The sequence below is a fragment of the Donghicola sp. XS_ASV15 genome, assembly GCF_041224595.1.
Lineage (GTDB): Bacteria > Pseudomonadota > Alphaproteobacteria > Rhodobacterales > Rhodobacteraceae > Donghicola.
This window is the reverse complement of sequence record NZ_JBGFGN010000108.1, coordinates 24,383-42,473: the sequence shown is the minus strand read 5'-3', so window position 1 is coordinate 42,473 and position 18,091 is coordinate 24,383. Positions and strand designations below refer to the sequence as shown.

The following is an 18,091-nucleotide window of genomic DNA, read 5'->3' as shown; positions in this document are numbered from 1 at the left end:
TGATGAAATATAGTCCGTTATAAGTACCCATGACCCAGTTACCCAACTCCGACCGCACATTCCTGTTCTTGCAGGGGCCTCACGGGCCGTTTTTTGCCCGTCTGGCAGAGATGTTGTGCCACGCCGGAGCGCGGGTTCTGCGCGTTGGGTTCAACGCTGGGGACGCGGCCTTCTGGCGGGACAGCGCAACTTACATTGCGTTTGACAAGCCCCAAGCCGAATGGGCCGACACTTTTGAGACACTGATTAAGGACCGTAATGTGACGGATATCGTTCTTTACGGCGATGTCAGGTCAATCCACGCCAGCGCGGTCGAGATCGCCAAAGCGCAGGGCTTGAACATTCACGTCTTCGAAGAGGGCTACATGCGCCCTTATTGGATCACCTACGAGCGGGGCGGCAGCAATGGCCATTCCCGCTTGATGGAGATGACCGTCAAAGAAATGCGAGAGGCGCTCGCCGGCATTGATCAGGACGCTCCTCTTCCGCCCGCGAAATGGGGCGACATGCGTCAGCACGTATTCTACGGGGCGCTCTACCATTGGCACGTGATGTTCCGGAACAGAGCCTACCGGAACTTCCGCGCCCATCGCGACATTCCAGTGGCGCAAGAATTCAGGCTCTACCTGCGACGCCTGTTGCTAATGCCCGCGCAATGGCTGGAACGGGTACTTGCGACAGCGCGCGTTCGGCGGGGCGGGTTTCCCTACCACGTGGTTCTCTTACAATTGGCCCATGACAGCAGCTTTCAGGCGCATTCATCCTTTGGCTGCATGCGGGACTTTCTGGAAACTGTGATTGACGGGTTCACCAAGGGTGCGCCGAGACATCATCACCTCGTTTTCAAAGCCCATCCGTTAGAGGATGGCAGGGTCCCCGTGCGCGCCGACATCCGCGCCCTCGCGCGGGAGCGCGGGATCGAGGACCGTGTGCATTATCTACGTGGCGGCAAGCTAGCAGCGCTGCTAAATGATGCGCGAAGTGCTGTGACCGTAAACTCGACCGCCGCACAACAGGTGTTATGGCGAGGCATGGCCCTGCGCGTCTTTGGCCGAGCAGTCTATGACAAGCCAGAGTTCGTGAGCACCCAACCCCTGCCCGAATTTTACGCCCAACCGACCCGTCCCGACTTGCGCGCCTACAAGGACTATCGCCGCTATCTTCTTGAAACTTCTCAGGTTGGGGGCGGATTCTACTCGGCCCAAGGGCGACGGCAGGTCTTGCGGCAGGTGGTTGATATGATGTTGATGGCGGATGACCCCTATGATGCGCTTTTGCACGGGACCGCGGCACCTCGGCAACATCTTCGAGTCGTGCACTAACTGTTCTTGCCCATCGCGCTAGCTTTTTAATTGCTTTTCCGCTAGCCTCTTCAAAAAACAAGGCAAAATAATAGGTCGAGGAGACCTGAGCAGTGAAGAAAACATCATCGCGTCTGGTGCGTGGGGCCATTCTGGCCGCTATGACTATTGGTCTGACCGCTTGCGGATTGCCGCGCTCTGGTCCCTCCAAAAACGAGATTTTCGAAGGCTCCGTCATGCGCAGTGGCGATGCCTTTGTTGTTAGTGTGAATTCGCGGGTCACCCGTGCCACCGCTGTCACACCGGCACTTGGTTTTTCTGACAGTTTCGTCAACGCAGGCATTCTGGGGTCCGACACCATTCGCCCTGGTGACACCCTGGGTCTGACTGTCTGGGAAAACGTTGATGACGGTCTGTTGTCCGGTGCCGAGGGCAACGCGACCACCCTGCAAGAAGTGCAGGTTGATGGCGCGGGCTTCATCTTTGTGCCCTATGCCGGTCGGATCAAAGCGGCGGGAAACACCCCCGAAGCCATTCGCCGAATCATCACCACCCAGCTCGAAGAGCAAACCCCTGATCCGCAGGTCGAGGTCCGGCGTCTTGCCGGTGACGGCGCGGCGGTCTCGGTGATCGGCTCTGTCAGCAGCCAAGGCCTCTATCCGATCGAACGCCCGAGCCGGACCCTCTCCGGTATGCTGGCACGTGCAGGCGGCATCACCATTGAACCGGAAATCACCCAGATCACCGTCGTACGCGGCAATCAGCAGGGCGAAGTTTGGTTCCAAGACATCTTTGACGACACCCGTCTCGACATCGCGCTGCGCAACGGCGACCGCGTTCTGGTCGAGCAGGACACACGCAGCTTTACCTCGCTTGGCGCAACCGGCAACCAGACCCGCGTTCCTTTCGAGAGCCAGACCATCTCGGCCATCGAAGCGATCGCGACCGTGGGCGGCTTGCAGACCAATGCGGCGGATCCCACCGGCGTCTTCATCTTCCGCAACGAACCTGCAGAAGTAGCGAACATGGTTCTTGGCCGCAGCGATTTGATCGGCGCCCAACGCATGGTCTACGTTCTGAACCTGACCGAACCCACCGGCATGTTCGAAGCCCGCGACTTCGCGATCCGTGACGAAGACACCCTCTACGTCACCGAAGCGCCCTTCGTTCGCTGGAACAAAACCATCAGCGCCCTGCTTGGCGGCCTGAACTCGGTCAACTCCCTCGCAGGGGCAGCTTCCGGCCTTGGCGGCTAAGACCCTGTGACGGACCCGTTCGATCATCCCACCGCCGAAGGACAGACCCTTCGGCGGTGTTTTGCATCCAGCCTCACCATGCTGACAGATGCGCGCCTGCGGCGTATTCTGTCTCTCGCTGGTCACACGCCGCGGCTGGGATGGCCATCAGAGCGCGACGGCCTGCTGATCTGGGGGGCCGCGGGTACGTCAGAGCGCGGTGCACGCATCGTCAGCAAGACCGGTGCGCAACCGATCTATCTCGAAGATGCCTTTCTCAGATCAATCCACCCGGGCCGCGCAGGCGATCCGCCGCTAGGGCTATTGATCGACGATAGGGGCCTGCATTTCGATCCATCCCGCCCCTCTCGGCTCGAAAACCTGCTTGGGCATCATCCGCTAGACGACACAGCGCTTCTAGAGCGTGCGCGGGGCGCGATTGCCCGCTTGGGTGCTCTGCATTTGTCCAAATACAACGCCTTTGACCCATCGGCCCCTGCCCCCGCGCCGGGCTATGTCTTGGTAATCGATCAGGTGGCTGGGGACGCCTCGGTGCACGCCTCCAAGGGCTACCGCGCACGCTTTCAGGAAATGCTGTGCGATGCCCAAGAGGAGAACCCCGGCCAACCCATTCTGATCCGCACGCATCCCGAAACAACCCAAGGGCACAGAACGGGAATGTACGGCGCAGAGGATTGCAACGACCGGACGCAGATCTTTGACGCGCCGATCAGCCCCTGGCACCTGCTCGAAGGCGCCACAGCGGTCTACACCTTGTCCTCTCAAATGGGCTTCGAAGCGATCCTCGCAGGCCACCGTCCTCACGTCTACGGGCAGCCCTTCTACGCGGGATGGGGCCTGACCGAGGACCGAGATCCCATCTACCGCCGCCAGCGCCGCCTAACGCCCGCACAGCTCTTTGCCGCAGCGATGATCCTCTATCCCACGTGGTATGATCCCTATGGTGACCGGCTCTGCGAGCTTGAGCAGGTGATCGATACGCTTGAGGCTGAAACACGCGCTTGGCGCGACGACCGCAAAGGATGGGTAGCCTCCGGTATGCGGCTCTGGAAACGCGGAACTTTGGCCAAATTCTATGGTCATGGCGCCGGAGTGCGCTTTGCCACTGACCCAGAAAACGCGGTCGAACTGAGCGCAGAGACCGGCCATGAATGGATGGCATGGGCGGGCAAGACAGAGCCCGATTGGGAGGTAACGCGGGTCGAGGACGGTTTCATTCGGTCGCGAGGACTTGGCGCGGAACTGGTGCCGCCGCTATCCTTGGTGACCGACAAACGTGGCATTTACTACGATCCCACGCGTAAGAGCGATCTTGAGGTCATCCTGAACAACTCCACCGGTCTTCGGCGCGACCAGATCACCCGAGCCGAGCAGCTGATCCGTACGCTCATTGATCAAAACATCAGCAAGTACAATTTGGAGGGCGATCTGCCCGAGTTGCCAAAACGGCCACTCATTCTGGTGCCTGGCCAGGTCGAGGACGACGCCTCAATCAGACTTGGCGCGGGGAAAGAGAAGTCGAACCTCGCCTTACTACAGCGTGCGCGTGCGGAGAACCCGGATGCAACGATCCTCTATAAGCCCCATCCAGATGTCGAAGCGGGCCTCCGTACCGGCGTGATCCCAGAAGGTCAGATGAACGAACTGGCCGATCTGGTCGTGCGAAATGTCGATCCGGCAGCATTGCTCGGGCATGTAGATGAAGTGTGGACCATGACCTCGACCCTTGGGTTCGAGGCGCTGCTGCGCGGGGTGCCTGTCACGACCCTTGGCGCGCCGTTCTACGCGGGCTGGGGCCTGACACGAGATTTGGGGCCAGTCCCCACACGCCGCCGCGCGCGACTGACCCTGCCAGAGTTGGTGCACGGCGCGCTGATCTGCTATCCGCGTTATTTCGATCCGCTGACGGGCCGCCCCTGCCCCGTCGAAGTGGCCGTCGCACGGCTAGCAAGCGGCCAAGGCCCGAAGGCTGGCCTTTCCCTGCGTCTATTGTCCAAAGCCCAAGGATTGCTGGCAGGCTACGCCCACCTTTGGCGCTAGATTATCGCCGCCGGAGCCAGCGGTGCAGCACATCGGGCCCAATGGGGCGTGTCTCGACCAGATCAAAGCGCGGCGCCTCTGCCAAGGCATCAAGCCCCATCGCCCCAATGGCCGGTTGCCCCTCGGCCCCCAGTGCGAGACCAGCGGTATACCCGACCAGTTCATCTACCAGGTCCGCTTGCAAGAATGAGCCTGCCAACGCACCACCACCCTCGCAAAAGACGCGCGTGAGGCCATGATCCCCAAGGCCCTGCAGCACGCTTTGCACATCCACGCGGCGCCCATCGAGCGCGCATTCCACGAGCGTTCCACCCTGATCACGCCAAGGCGCCAGTGTGTCTTCGGGCAGGTTTGGCCCGTGGCACAGGATCATTGGGACCTCGGGGATGCTCTGCCACATGCGGCCTGCGCGGGGCAAATCCAGCTTGCGCGAGACGATGACGCGCGTCGGTTGGTGGCTGACGCCCATGTCGCGCACGGTCAATTGCGGATCGTCGGCGCGGGCTGTGCCGCCACCGACCATGACCGCATCGTGGCGCATCCGCATTCCATGGACATGTCGGCGCGCCGCTGGCCCTGTGATCCATTGGCTTTCGCCCGAGGCCGTGGCGATCCTGCCGTCAAAACTGCTGGCCAGCTTGAGGGTGACTCTGGGTCGACCTTTGGCTAAGCGAAAGAAAAAGCCGGACAAATCCTCTAGCGCTTCGGCCTCCATCAGGCCGGTTTCGACGGGGATACCTGCGTCCCGAAGCTTGGCGATGCCCTGCCCTGCAACGCGCGGGTCCGTGTCCGTTGCGGCAACGACAACGCGGGCCACACCCGCCTCGATCAAGGCATTCGCGCAGGGCGGTGTTTTGCCGAAATGAGCGCAGGGCTCTAGCGTGACATAAGCGGTGGCGCCACGCGCTTCAGGACCCGCCTGGGCCAGAGCTACAACCTCTGCGTGCGGCCTGCCGCCGGGTTGGGTCCAACCGCGACCAACAATGCGCGCACCGTGGGCCAGCACGCAGCCGACGGCGGGATTGGGCCACGCATTGCCCATACCCCGACGCCCCAAAGACAGGGCGAGCGCCATGAAGCGCCGGTCTTGATGTCGGTCGATCACTCTGTCGTGGGCTCTGCCGGAGCGGTCGGGCGCAGCTCGCTGACAAACTTGTCAAAGTCATCCGCCGCTTGGAAATTCTTGTAAACGCTTGCAAACCGCACATAGGCAACGGTGTCGATGCGGGCCAACGCCTCCATCACGATCTCGCCGATCATTTTGGACGGGATGTCCGTGTCGCCAAGGCTTTCGAGACGGCGCACGATGCCAGAGATCATCTGATCCAGACGCTCAGGCTCCACGGGGCGCTTCTGGGCCGCGATGCGGATCGAGCGTTCCAACTTGTCGCGGTCGAAATCCTCACGGCGGCCAGAGGTTTTCACGACCACCAAATCGCGCAGCTGCACACGCTCATAGGTTGTAAATCGACCACTGCACGACGGGCAGAAACGTCGACGTCGGATCGCCACGTGATCCTCTGCAGGGCGGGAATCCTTCACCTGAGTGTCGACACTTCCACAAAACGGGCAGCGCATGGCAATTTCCTTTGTTCAGACCGCTGAATTGGGGGCGCCGCCCCAGTTATCCACAGGCACTATAGGACTGCCTCTACAATTTGGGTAGAGCTTTCTTGATCCCCCTATATGCGGCCTGCACTTTCGTCTTAGCCCTGAATCAATTTTGCAACGACTTCGCGGTGATGGGGGCGATCTCGGTGTTCAAACAGGTAGATGCCCTGCCATGTTCCCAGCGCCAGCCGCCCACCAATCACAGGAATCGTCAATGAAATCGGCAGGATAGAGGCTTTGATGTGCGCGGGCATATCATCTGGGCCCTCGTAGGTGTGGGTCAGATAGGACATGCTGGGATCAGTCGAAGGCGGCACGAGGCGCGAGAAGTAATTGACCAGATCCACTTTCACTTCGGGGTCGGCATTTTCCTGGATCAGCAAGCTGGCCGAGGTGTGCCGGATGAACAGGGTCAGCACCCCGTCCCCGCGCACCCAGTCAGCGACATCGCGGGTGAATTCGTAGATGCCCTGACCGCGGGTCGAAATGGTAAAGGTGGTGTGCATGGCGCGCTCTGCTCTTTTCTAGGGTCTGCGCAGCGTACCCTGCTGCGCGCCGCCCGTCACGGCCCAACCCCTTGATCCAGCGGCCAAAGCGGATGCCAGCTCGCGTATGGTTTACGTATGGCTCACGTCATGACGTGGCTCGCGCCAACGTGACCTTGGACCGCGCGCCGGATTTGGAACGATCCCGCGCATCTCCCGTTGAGCCAGCGACGCGGCTGCGGCCTCGAATTTGAATAGTTTACAGGAGATTACCATGACCCGCTTTACCGGAAAAACCGTCATCGTGACCGGCGCCTCTTCGGGGATCGGCGCGGCAACCGCCCGCCGCTTTGGCCGCGAAGGCGCGCATGTCGTGCTTGTGTCCCGCAGCGAGGACAAGCTTCAGGACGTGGCCAAGGATATCCCGAACAGCACGGTCGTCGTGGCCGATGTCAGTCAGCAAGAGGGCGCGGACAAGATCGCCCAAGGCGCGCTCGACGCTTATGGCCAGATCGACGTCTTGGTGAACAACGCGGGCACCGCCGTCATGGGCAGCATCGACGATGTCACCCCCGAGGACTGGCACAAGGTCATCGAGACCGATCTGACCAGCGCCTATCTGGTCACCAAGGCTGCGTGGTCCGCGCTGAAAGAGTCTAAGGGCAACGTGGTCATGACCAGCTCTGTGTCGGGGATCGGTGGCGACTGGAACATGTTTGCCTATAACGCGGCCAAAGGCGGCGTCACCAACCTGACCCGCGCGCTGGCCTTGGATGCCCGCAACAGCGGCGTGCGTGTGAATGCCGTCTGCCCGTCCCTGACGAAATCCGAGATGACGACGGGCATCTTGGGCAATGACGACAAAATTCAGAAATTTATGGAGCGCATCCCCCTTGGCCGCCCCGCCGAGCCCGAGGACATCGCGGACGTCATCGCCTTTCTGGCCTCGGACGATGCGCGGTTTGTCAACGGCGTGAACCTGCCCGTGGATGGCGGCCTGTCCGCCAGCAACGGGCAACCGCCGCAAGCGTAAGCGGCGGCAAGACGTGCAAAGGGCGCCCCATGGGGCGCCCTTTTCGTTTGGGTCAGAGTATCAGCCACAACACTTATGCGCGGCCAGTTTTGCCTGGGCTTGCGGTGACAGCGATACAGTGTCTGTGGCCGCCGCTGGCGCCTTGGCCGCAGCGGGTGCTTGGGTCGGCTGAGGCGATGACGCAGCAACCTGTGCTGCCATCGCGCTGCTTGCAGACGAAACGTTCATCGGTCTTTTCCTGATTACAAGTTACAGTCACAAGGTGTCCCTGCGATGATTGGCACCACCGCGGTTAGAAACGCCTTGGAGTGTCCAACGACCTCTCACTCAAACTGTTAGCTTGCCCTAGGGTCACCCAGAACGCCACGCGCCTGCGGCACCCGTCAGGGTGTATTCTTGGCGTCCGCGTCCAGCCTGGCCCGCGCGGCGGGGGACAGGGAGATCGTGTCCGATGCACGATCCGCCGGGGTCTTTTGCGGAGCATCGCCTTGTTCCAGCTCCGGCTTATTGGTCGCTGCGATCTGTGCAGCCATCATTGATGACGAAGAAGAAACTTCCATGACTGACCTTCCCTTGATGATTTCATCGAAGCGCGCTTTGCCCCGCTCCCAAAGGCCGATGAGGCCTCGCAAATTGCCTGTGCGCGCACTCCCTTTGAATAGGTACGACTTGGGCAACACCCGTTTTAGAGCGCCCCCAAGCGAAACGGCGTCAGGGGACGGAAAACCCTTCTAAGAAAGCCACCGCAAGAGCAGTGCCAGCGCCAACAAGATCATGAGGTAAACAAAGATAGGCAGGCCAAGCGTGAAGGAGGACAGCAGGATCATGGCATACACGACCTCTGCCATGTAGCGCAGGTCGGGCGTATCAACGACGCAGTAGTCCACCTGCATCGTGCCTTCGTTCCAGCCACCACAATTGAAAAGCGCGAGGATCGGTATCCCGATCCCCGCGCCAAACACGATCAAAAATATGACCAGCGTCCTCACTGGTCGAGGAAGCTACGCAGCTTGCGCGACCGCGAGGGGTGCTTGAGTTTGCGGAGCGCCTTCGCTTCGATCTGGCGGATACGTTCGCGGGTCACGCTGAACTGCTGACCGACCTCTTCCAGAGTGTGGTCGGTGTTCATGCCGATGCCGAAACGCATACGCAGAACGCGCTCTTCGCGCGGTGTGAGCGAGGCCAGTACACGGGTGGTGGTTTCGCGCAGGTTGTCCTGAATCGCACTGTCGAGGGGCAGAAGCGCGTTCTTGTCCTCGATGAAATCGCCCAGTTGGCTGTCCTCTTCGTCGCCGATGGGCGTTTCCAGAGAGATCGGCTCTTTGGCGATCTTCATGACCTTGCGGACCTTCTCCAGAGGCATCTGGAGCTTTTCTGCCAGTTCCTCGGGGGTGGGTTCGCGGCCAATTTCGTGCAGCATCTGACGGCCGGTGCGGACCAGCTTATTGATGGTCTCGATCATGTGGACAGGGATACGGATGGTCCGTGCCTGGTCCGCAATCGAACGGGTGATCGCCTGACGGATCCACCATGTCGCGTAGGTCGAGAACTTGTAACCACGGCGGTATTCGAACTTGTCCACGGCCTTCATCAGGCCGATGTTGCCTTCCTGAATGAGGTCGAGGAACTGCAGACCACGGTTCGTGTACTTCTTCGCGATCGAGATCACGAGGCGCAGGTTGGCCTCGACCATCTCTTTCTTGGCCTGACGGGCTTCTTTCTCACCCTTCTGGACCTGCTGCACGATGCGGCGGAATTCGCTGATATCAAGGCCCACATAGGTGCCGACCTGCGCCATGTCGTTGCGCAGATCCTCGATCTTGTCCGAGGAACGGTCGATCAGCGCCTGCCAGCCGCGGCCGGACTTCTCGCGCATGCGATCCAGCCAGTTCGGGTCCAGTTCGTGGCCACGGTATTCGTCGATGAACTCGCGGCGGTTGATGCGGGCTTGGTCCGCCAGCTTTACCATGGCCGAGTCGATGGACATGATGCGGCGGTTGATGCCGTAGAGCTGGTCGATCAGAGCTTCGATACGGTTGTTGTGCAGGTGAAGCTGGTTCACCAGAACAACGATTTCCGAACGCAGCTGCTGGTAACGCGCCTCTTCCCCGTCAGAGAAGCTCTCGTCCTCGTTCAGAGTTGCGCTGATCCGCAGGTCCTGCATTTCCGACAGAAGCTCGAAGTCAGCCGCGATCTGGTCCAGCGTTTCCAGAACGCGGGGCTTGAGGGCAGCTTCCATCGCGGCCAGCGACATGTTGGCCTGTTCGTCTTCGTCGTCGTCATCGTCGTTGTTGATCGGGTTGCCGTCGGCGTCGTATTCCTGCTCGTTCGAGCGGGTTTCCGAGTTGGTGTTCGCAGGCGCCGCAGCGGGCGCACCGATCACGGGCTCGTCGCCTTCTTCGCCATCTTCACCACCCGAGCGGCCAAAGGTCGTCTCTAGGTCGATCACATCGCGCAGCAGAATGTCTTCGGACAGAAGTTCGTCGCGCCAGATGGTGATCGCCTGGAAGGTCAGCGGGCTCTCGCAGAGGCCTGCGATCATCGTGTTGCGGCCAGCCTCGATCCGTTTCGCGATCGCGATTTCGCCTTCGCGCGACAGCAGCTCAACGCTGCCCATCTCGCGCAGGTACATGCGGACAGGGTCGTCCGTGCGATCCAGCTTCTCTTTCTCGGCACCGGCTACGGCGACAGCGCCGCCCTGCTCTTTGGTGACGAGTTCGGTCGAGCCCTGCTCTTCTTCTTCGGCTTCGTCATCTTCGATGATGTTGATGCCCATCTCGGACAACATCGACATGACGTCCTCGATCTGCTCCGAAGACACTTGATCGGGCGGCAGAACCTGATTGAGCTGATCGTATGTGATGTAGCCCCGTTCCCGCGCCTCGCCGATCATCTTCTTGACCCGGGCCTGGCTCAGATCGAGCGAGATTTCCTGGTCCTGATCCTGATCGTCGGACTTACGGTCTTCGGTATCTTTGGCTGCCATGTGGTCTTTGCTCCTTGGCGGGCGTGATTCGCGCCGGTCAGTACGACTCAATAACTGATTCGTTCTGATTCGCGCACCTCTTGATCAGGGTTTTTCGCCCGATTCCCCTTAACGTTCAATGTTTCGGCGTTTTTCCGAGGTTCGCGAGCAGCCCATGAAGGGCCTCGCGCTCTTTTCGGTCCACGCGCATGCCGTTGTCGGCCTTCTCGTATTCTGTTGTGTCTTCCTGCTGTGCGCGGGTCGCACGGTCAAAGGCCAAGGCAGCCTGCCCCAGCCGGTAGGTGATCGCTTCGTCCGCGGCGCCTGTCAGCTCTTCGGTTGCCTCGGCTATTTCCGCCAGACGGCCATGTGCTGCCTTCAGCTTTGCCGTCTCTTCCATGAGGGTCAACTTGGCCGTTTCCAGATCGCCTGCACGCCGGACCGACGGGCAAATGGAGATATGGTTCTGTCTCAGCAGGTTTTCAAGGATTTCACCGCCCACCAATGCCTCGAGCTCCGCGCGGAAGGCATTGGACCGTCCGTTCATCATCAGCAGCGCCCCGCGCAGGGTGTTGTGATCGGCGGACTGACATTCCATCGCCTCAAGCAGGTCCATCGCCTCTTCCAGCACCATGGGGGTCGATACGATGGTAGCCAGCACCACGGCCTCCCGCAGGGAAATTTCGAAATTCTCGTCCTGCACCAAGGCCGACGTCAGTGTCGTACCCAACGGTTTCGACGGCGGCGCCCCCCAAGGACGGCGCCCCCCGCCCTGACGCGGCTGCCAATTCTGGCGCGGGGTCCATTCGCGGCGCGGCTCTTCGGCGCTGACCGCAGTGCCAAAGAGCCCTGCCCGCAACTCCTTGATCGCGTGGCCGTAATGGCTGCGCAGATCAGGGCTGCGTATCTGTTTGATCTCTTCGCGCAGGCGTTTGTCCAAGCCGGCCTTACGCTCTGGGCTGTCGAACACCTGATCCTCGATGGCGCGGCGCCAGAGGATGTCGATCAAAGGCATCGCGGTGCCCAAAATCTCGGCCATGCCCTCGGGGCCTTTGGCCTTGATCAGATCGTCGGGGTCCTGCCCTTCGGGCATCAGGCAAAAACGTAGGGCTTTGTCCGCTTCGAGTAGCGGCAGCGCCACATCCACCAACCGGTAGGCGGCGCGCACGCCAGCCTTGTCCCCATCCAAAGCAATCACAGGCTCGGGGCTGATCCGCCACATCAGTTGCAGCTGCTCTGGCGTGATCGCCGTGCCGAGTGGCGCAACCGCCCCCTCGAACCCCGCCAAAGCCAGCGCGATCACATCCATATAGCCTTCGGCCACAATCAGGGTCTGCCCCCGCCCCACCGCCTCGCGCGCAGGTCCGTGGTTGTACAGGCTGTTGCCCTTGTCAAAGAGCTCTGTCTCGGGACCGTTCAGGTATTTCGCCCGCGCATTCGGGTCCATCGCCCGCCCGCCAAAGGAAATACACCGCCCCCGTGCATCGCGGATCGGGAACATGATGCGCCCGCGAAACCGGTCATAGGGCGCCCCGCCCCGATCAGACTCCGCGCACACTCCGGTGGCAATGATCATCTCGTCGGGGATGCCCTTGCCCTTCAGATGGTTCCACGTGGCTTGGCTCTCGTTCGGAGCATAGCCGATCTCGAACCGGTCCTGCCCTTTCATCCCCAAACCGCGCCGATCCAGATAGGCCCGCGCGTCCTGCGCGGCCCCTGTCTTGAGCTGCATCCGATAGAATTTGACAACCTCTTCCATGACCTCAGCCAATTGGCTGCGGCGGTCCGCCTTCTTGGCGGCCTGCGGATCACGGGCGGGCATAGGCATGCCAGCTTCACGGGCCAGAATCTCGACCGCTTCCATGAAACCGACATTCTCGGTTTCTTGAACAAAGGTCAGCGCGTCCCCTTTGGCATGACACCCAAAGCAATAATAAAATCCCTTGCGGTCATCCACATGAAAAGACGCAGATTTTTCCTGATGAAAGGGACACGACGCCCACCAATCCCCCTTGGCGCGGTTGGACTTTTTCGACCACACGACCTTGCGCCCGACCACTTGGGACAGGCTCACACGGGTGCGCAGCTCTTCGATGAAATTGGGGGGCAAACTCATTGGCCGAATATCCCCCCACGCTCGCGGGATGTCCAGCCCCCGAACGCAGAGACAGGCCCACCCTTTCGCGCGGACCTGCCTCTTTCTGCTTTGCAAAAATACTCACGGCTCCACGTAGACCAAACAGCCCCGCCGCCGCAGAGTGTAGCGCTACAGTCCCTTGGCCTGATAGCTCATCGCAACCTTGCTGATCGCCACCAGATAGGCGGCCGTCCGCAGATCCTCAACGTCATCACGGCTGTGCCAGACCTCGCGCATGGCCTGATAGGCAATCCTCATGGTGTCATCGAGGCCAGAGCGGACCAGTTCCAGCTCTCCTGCCCCGCGCAGGTATTTCTCTTTGAAATCCGGTGTCATCGACCAGCTGTCGCCCAGATAGTGGTCCAGACGCTCCAGTTCCTTGACGATCAGCTCGTGCCGCGCCTCTTCCTGACGGCGCTGCATCCGGCCAAAGCGGATCTTACTCAGGTTCTTGACCCACTCGAAATACGACACCGTCACACCGCCCGCGTTGGCGTACATGTCGGGGATGATCACAGTGCCCTTCTTGCGCAGGATGTCGTCCGCGCCCGCCGTGACGGGGCCGTTCGCGGCCTCGATGATCAGGGGCGCTTTGATCCGGTCGGCGTTGCCCATGTTGATCACGCCTTCCATCGCGGCGGGGATCAGGATGTCGCACGACTCTTCCAGAACCGCGGCGCCCTCGGCGTGGTGGGCGGCGTCGGGATAGCCGCTGACCCCGCCATGTTTGATGATCCACTGGCGGACGGCTTCGACGTCGATCCCGCTCTCGTCAAAGAGCGCGCCGTCCCGCTCGATGATGCCGATGATTTTGCAGCCATCTTCTTCGCCCAAGAACTTGGCCGCGTGGTAGCCCACATTACCCAGACCCTGCACGATGACTTTCTTGCCCTCGAGCGTGCCCTTGAGGCCTGCGGCCTTGATATCCTCTGGGTGGCGGAAGAATTCGCGCAAGGCGTATTGCACACCCCGCCCCGTGGCCTCGACCCGTCCGGCGATCCCGCCCGCGTTCAGGGGTTTGCCGGTGACGCAAGCCTTGGCGTTGATGTCGGTGGTGTTCATCCGCGCATATTGGTCCGCGATCCAAGCCATCTCGCGCTCGCCAGTGCCCATGTCAGGGGCGGGCACGTTCTGGCTGGGGTTGATCAGGTCGCGCTTGATCAGCTCATAGGCAAAGCGGCGGGTGATCTGCTCTAGCTCGTTGACCTCCCACTGGGTGGGGTCGATGCAGAGCCCGCCCTTGGAGCCGCCGAACGGCGCCTCGACCAGCGCGCACTTAAAGGTCATGAGCGCCGACAGGGCCTCGACCTCGTCCTGATCGACGGACAGGGCATAGCGGATGCCGCCCTTTACAGGCTCCATATGCTCGGAGTGGTTCGAGCGATAACCTGTAAATGTGAATATCTGCCCGCGCAGCCGCACCCCGAACCTGACAGTATATGTAGAATTACACACACGGATCTTTTCCTCTAGGCCCGGGGACAAGTCCATCAGCGCCACGGCGCGGTTGAACATCATATCGACGCTTTCGCGGAATGTCGGTTCCTTTGGTGGACGCATCGGCAGGCCTCTCCCTTGATTACTGACCATCTTCTCCACGCCTGTGGATAAAACAGCCTCCCACAATCACCTGCACCGCGCATCTGAACTATCGAGACGATGCCTATCCTTCGAGGCAGGCATCATCGAACTACGCCAAACAAAAAGGAAATTCCGTTAATACAAAATTAACTATTACCCCAAGTTTGCCCGCCGGATGCCCCAATCCTGCCATAAGGTATTGAAATACACCCTTTCGAATATGAGTGACCTTTTTCGAGAGTAAGATGAAGAAGTCGGAGCAAACCACCAATACAATCGCCCGCCGGTTCAAGGGCTTTTGCGCCCAATTTGGGCGCAACGAGGATGGTGTCATCTCGCTTCAGTTCCTCTGGCAATTCCCCTTCATGATCTGGTTCGGCTACATCGCAATCGACGTCATGATGCACGAGTTCGAGCGGACGCGACTTCAAAACACTCTGGACCGTGCGGTTCTGGCTGCAGCAGACCTTGACCAAATGGCAGACCCCGAAGAGGTGGTGCGCAGCTACTTTCGTGCCGCAGGGATCGAAGAGTCTCTTACGTCGATCAACGTCGAAGAAGGCCTGAACATGCGCCGAGTCGAGGCGACGGCGTCAATTGACGTGCCGACCGTGTTTCTGAACGCGACCGACGCAGGCTATCGCAAGAATGCGGACACGCCCTACGCCTACGACAAAGATTCAAAGTCCATGGACAATTTCGAAGCCAATGGCACCAGTATGCCCGCCCGTGCATCTGGCGCTGCCGAAGAGTCCGTGAACAACGTGGAAATCTCGTTGGTGCTGGATGTGTCCGGGTCCATGGGCAATAACGGACGTCTCGACCGGATGCACACCGCGGCCAGCGATTTTGTCGATGCGGTCGTCAAAGAGGGTGAGGATGGCATGACCACCGTGTCTATCGTCCCCTACTCCGCCACAGTGAATGTGGGCCCCCAGATGGCGGGCTACTTCCCAATGACCACCGAGCATAGCTACTCTCAATGCATGAGCTTCAGCTCCGAGGATTTTAACACCACCGCGTTGTCGCTGTCGAAAACCTATCAGCGCGTGGCCCATTTCGATCCCTACTCGAACGATCAGAACAGCACATCTATCACTCAGCCGTGGTGCCCGACGGGAGACACCGCCGCGCTGTGGCCTCTGGCGAACAACACGGGCTGGATGAAGGCCCACATCAAAGCCCTGACTGCGGGCGGCGCCACGGCAATTGACGTCGGCATGAAGTGGGGGGCAGCCCTTCTTGATCCGGCCTTCCGCCCGATCACGCAACAAATCGCCGGATCAGCGTGGGTCGATGCGCGCGCGGCAGACCGCCCTGCCGACTTTGACGACGAAGATACGCTCAAGGTTATTGTCCTTATGACGGATGGTGAAAACACCAGCCAATACGACCTGCAAGACAAATTCCGTAGTGGAGACTCGTACGTCTGGATTGATGATCGCGGCAACAGCAACCCCGCTGACGACCGGTTCAGTTACGATCTGTCCAGATTCAACCACGGAACCATCTATTTCTGGGAACGGCTGGAACAGTACGAGGAAAGGTACCGCTACCATAGCTCTATAGACGGCGGATCGAACGCACGTCGCATGACCTACCCCGAGACCTTTGCCCGGTGGGCCACCGCATCAATGGCTTACAAGTTCATTGAATACCCCTACTATGATCGGCGTGCGCCACTCGATCAGTTCTACGATTACGCCTACGCCTATGAAGAGACGGCAAACGCAGCCACGGCCAACGCCCGCCTGAACTCAATCTGCAACGCGTCCAAAACGAACGGGATCATCATCTTTACGGTCGCGTTCGAGGCCCCCGACAACGGCAAGACCGTCCTGCGCAACTGTGCGTCGACCGAATCCCATTATTTTGACGTCACCGGCGTCGAAATCGAAGAGGTCTTCTCGGCCATCGGTCGCCAGATCAACCAGTTGAGACTGACCCAATGATGTGTGTTCTCAAATCCCTGCGGAACGCCCTGCGCCGCGACGACGGCACGGCCTCGGTCGAGTTCGTCATGGTCTTTCCGATCTTTCTCTTTGCCCTGCTCTGGAGCATCGAGACCTGCGTTTGGATGTTGCGGGCCACTTCGTTGGAGCGCGGACTGGATATCGCAGTGCGAGAAGTCCGGATCGCAACCCAGAACAACCAGCCGACCTATGACGAGCTGAAAACCCTGATCTGCGAGGGTTCTGGCATGCTTGGGTCGGACTGTTTCACCGACTTGATGCTGGAAATGCAGGTCGTGTCGCCCCGCGCCTTTGCGGGCCTACCCGCCCAAGCAGATTGCCGCGACAACTCTGAACCGATCCGGCCTGCGGTGAACTTTAACCCCGGTCAGCCGAACCAACTGATGCTCATGCGGGCCTGCGCGCGAATCGAACCGATCTTTCCGACTTTGCCGATCGGGAATGCGATGATGCGCGAAACTGACGGGGGTGTCGCCCTGATCGCGCTGAGTACCTTTGTTCAGGAGCCCTGATATGATCAATGCACTTCACCAGAAGCTGCGCCGGTTCCTGAAGCGCACCGATGGCAGCATCACCCTAGAGGCTATCCTGTATATGCCGCCGATTCTGACCCTGTTCCTGATCTCTTTGGTGCTGTTCGACGGGTTTCGTACAAACAACCTCTCGCAAAAGGCGTCCTATGCCATCGCGGATGCGATCTCGCGCGAGACGGTGCCGATGGACGATGACTTTCTCAACGGGATGGAGCAGGTTTACACCGAAATCGTTGGCCGGCGCGCCGGGTACGGTCTGCGATTCACGGTGTTGCGCTGGAGCGATACGAGCGACGCCTACCTCGTGGATTGGTCTCGTGTGCGCGGCGATTTGATCACGAACACGCTCAATGACGCCGATCTGACCGGGATGGAGGATTCACTGCCCATTCTTCAGAACGGTGAGCGCATTATCATGGTCGAGTCGCGAACCGATGTGAACGTCCCGGATGGCCTGCGCAGAGAGGATGGCACATGGGCGCCTCCGCTCGCGATGCGGCTCGACATGGACAAGTTCGAGATGGCGGCGAACGTGATCACACGCCCACGCTTCACTCCGCAGGTCTGCTGGGAAGCGTGCTAGGGAATTACAGTTCCATGCCGGATTTGCGGACGGCGATCATATCGGCCACGGCCTTGGTCTCGCCTCCGGGCAGGACACCGCCAACGGCCACGCGGCGCCCCATGCGCCACCACACCCCCGGAAACCATGCGCGCGGCATGGGTTCGTTCAGGTGAAGCAGGAACCCGTGCGATGGTTTGAACGCGAAAGCCCCGCGTTCGACCTTTTCGATATTATCGATGGTGGCGACCACACGGCCGGCACTGTCTGTCAGGCTGTCGCCCTCTAGGATCAGGGACAGCTGACCCGATTGCATCATTTTCCAACCGCCAAAGATGGCGAGCCCCGCGAACACCAGAAGGAAGCCCCGCAACACCAAGGTCACAGGCGTATGCCCCAGCGCCAGATAAATCAGGATCGCGCCCAGCCCCATCATGGCGGCCACGCCCAGCCAGATGCGCATAGGCGACGGGGAGATACGGATCGAGATGCTATCGGTCATAACCATTGTCCTGCGCTGGATCATTTCAGTGCAATCAGGTCGCACGGGCAGGCCCAGAGGTCAACGTAGACCCGTATCAGGACCAAAAATCTGGGCAAAAAAATACGGGGGC

General features: G+C 60.3%; 16 protein-coding genes. 7 read left to right on the top strand and 9 right to left on the bottom strand.

The window, feature by feature from the left end:
• The first annotated feature begins 29 nt into the window (after nt 1–29).
• The 3 genes from AB9K37_RS04570 (at nt 30) to AB9K37_RS04560 (ending at nt 4,597) form a co-directional block, all read left to right on the top strand.
• On the top strand, nt 30–1,322 hold the full coding sequence (locus AB9K37_RS04570) for a capsule biosynthesis protein (protein ID WP_369835752.1): 1,293 nt from the start codon (nt 30–32) through the stop codon (nt 1,320–1,322).
• Nucleotides 1,323–1,462: 140 nt separating this feature from the next.
• Entirely contained in the window at nt 1,463–2,557 is a 1,095-nt protein-coding gene (locus AB9K37_RS04565; RefSeq protein WP_369835806.1) for a polysaccharide biosynthesis/export family protein, read from the top strand.
• Nucleotides 2,558–2,635: 78 nt separating this feature from the next.
• Nucleotides 2,636–4,597, top strand: a complete 1,962-nt coding sequence (locus AB9K37_RS04560) for a capsular polysaccharide biosynthesis protein (protein WP_369835805.1) — start codon at nt 2,636–2,638, stop codon at nt 4,595–4,597.
• A gap of 1 nt (nt 4,598) precedes the next feature.
• Here the strand turns inward: AB9K37_RS04560 and ribD are convergent, their stop codons facing one another.
• The 3 genes from ribD to AB9K37_RS04545 form a co-directional block, all read right to left on the bottom strand.
• Nucleotides 4,599–5,672 carry a bifunctional diaminohydroxyphosphoribosylaminopyrimidine deaminase/5-amino-6-(5-phosphoribosylamino)uracil reductase RibD gene (gene ribD, locus AB9K37_RS04555; RefSeq protein WP_369835804.1) on the bottom strand — a complete coding sequence of 358 codons (1,074 nt, stop codon included), beginning with the start codon at nt 5,670–5,672 and terminating at the stop codon, nt 4,599–4,601.
• A gap of 26 nt (nt 5,673–5,698) precedes the next feature.
• Entirely contained in the window at nt 5,699–6,175 is a 477-nt protein-coding gene (gene nrdR / locus AB9K37_RS04550; protein WP_072705825.1) for a transcriptional regulator NrdR, read from the bottom strand.
• 128 nt (nt 6,176–6,303) lie between these two features.
• On the bottom strand, nt 6,304–6,714 hold the full coding sequence (locus tag AB9K37_RS04545; RefSeq protein WP_369835751.1) for a secondary thiamine-phosphate synthase enzyme YjbQ: 411 nt from the start codon (nt 6,712–6,714) through the stop codon (nt 6,304–6,306).
• A gap of 253 nt (nt 6,715–6,967) precedes the next feature.
• Between AB9K37_RS04545 and AB9K37_RS04540 the strand changes: the two genes are divergently transcribed.
• Nucleotides 6,968–7,726, top strand: coding sequence for an SDR family NAD(P)-dependent oxidoreductase (locus tag AB9K37_RS04540; RefSeq protein ID WP_369835750.1), 759 nt, complete (start codon nt 6,968–6,970; stop codon nt 7,724–7,726).
• A gap of 383 nt (nt 7,727–8,109) precedes the next feature.
• Here AB9K37_RS04540 and AB9K37_RS04535 read toward each other — a convergent pair whose 3' ends face one another.
• The 5 genes from AB9K37_RS04535 to AB9K37_RS04515 form a co-directional block, all read right to left on the bottom strand.
• A complete protein-coding gene (locus tag AB9K37_RS04535) occupies nt 8,110–8,286 on the bottom strand; it encodes a hypothetical protein (protein WP_369835749.1) in 177 nt (58 codons plus the stop codon).
• 171 nt (nt 8,287–8,457) lie between these two features.
• A complete protein-coding gene (locus AB9K37_RS04530; RefSeq protein WP_369835748.1) occupies nt 8,458–8,694 on the bottom strand; it encodes a hypothetical protein in 237 nt (78 codons plus the stop codon).
• Nucleotides 8,695–8,711: 17 nt separating this feature from the next.
• On the bottom strand, nt 8,712–10,712 hold the full coding sequence (gene rpoD / locus AB9K37_RS04525) for an RNA polymerase sigma factor RpoD (protein ID WP_369835747.1): 2,001 nt from the start codon (nt 10,710–10,712) through the stop codon (nt 8,712–8,714).
• A gap of 115 nt (nt 10,713–10,827) precedes the next feature.
• Nucleotides 10,828–12,807: a DNA primase gene (gene dnaG / locus AB9K37_RS04520; RefSeq protein ID WP_369835746.1), complete on the bottom strand. Its 1,980-nt coding sequence runs from the start codon at nt 12,805–12,807 to the stop codon at nt 10,828–10,830.
• A gap of 150 nt (nt 12,808–12,957) precedes the next feature.
• Nucleotides 12,958–14,388 carry a Glu/Leu/Phe/Val dehydrogenase gene (locus tag AB9K37_RS04515; RefSeq protein WP_369835745.1) on the bottom strand — a complete coding sequence of 477 codons (1,431 nt, stop codon included), beginning with the start codon at nt 14,386–14,388 and terminating at the stop codon, nt 12,958–12,960.
• Nucleotides 14,389–14,654: 266 nt separating this feature from the next.
• Between AB9K37_RS04515 and AB9K37_RS04510 the strand changes: the two genes are divergently transcribed.
• From AB9K37_RS04510 to AB9K37_RS04500, 3 genes are read left to right on the top strand one after another with little or no spacing between them, the layout of a single operon-like run.
• Nucleotides 14,655–16,361 carry a pilus assembly protein TadG-related protein gene (locus AB9K37_RS04510; RefSeq protein WP_369835744.1) on the top strand — a complete coding sequence of 569 codons (1,707 nt, stop codon included), beginning with the start codon at nt 14,655–14,657 and terminating at the stop codon, nt 16,359–16,361.
• A complete protein-coding gene (locus AB9K37_RS04505) occupies nt 16,358–16,894 on the top strand; it encodes a TadE/TadG family type IV pilus assembly protein (protein ID WP_369835743.1) in 537 nt (178 codons plus the stop codon). The genes AB9K37_RS04510 and AB9K37_RS04505 overlap by 4 nt, the downstream gene beginning before the upstream one ends.
• Before the next feature lies 1 nt (nt 16,895).
• On the top strand, nt 16,896–17,498 hold the full coding sequence (locus AB9K37_RS04500) for a TadE/TadG family type IV pilus assembly protein (RefSeq protein ID WP_369835742.1): 603 nt from the start codon (nt 16,896–16,898) through the stop codon (nt 17,496–17,498).
• A 4-nt stretch (nt 17,499–17,502) separates the two neighbouring features.
• Here AB9K37_RS04500 and AB9K37_RS04495 read toward each other — a convergent pair whose 3' ends face one another.
• Nucleotides 17,503–17,979, bottom strand: coding sequence for a hypothetical protein (locus AB9K37_RS04495; RefSeq protein WP_369835741.1), 477 nt, complete (start codon nt 17,977–17,979; stop codon nt 17,503–17,505).
• Between the last annotated feature and the right edge of the window lie 112 nt (nt 17,980–18,091).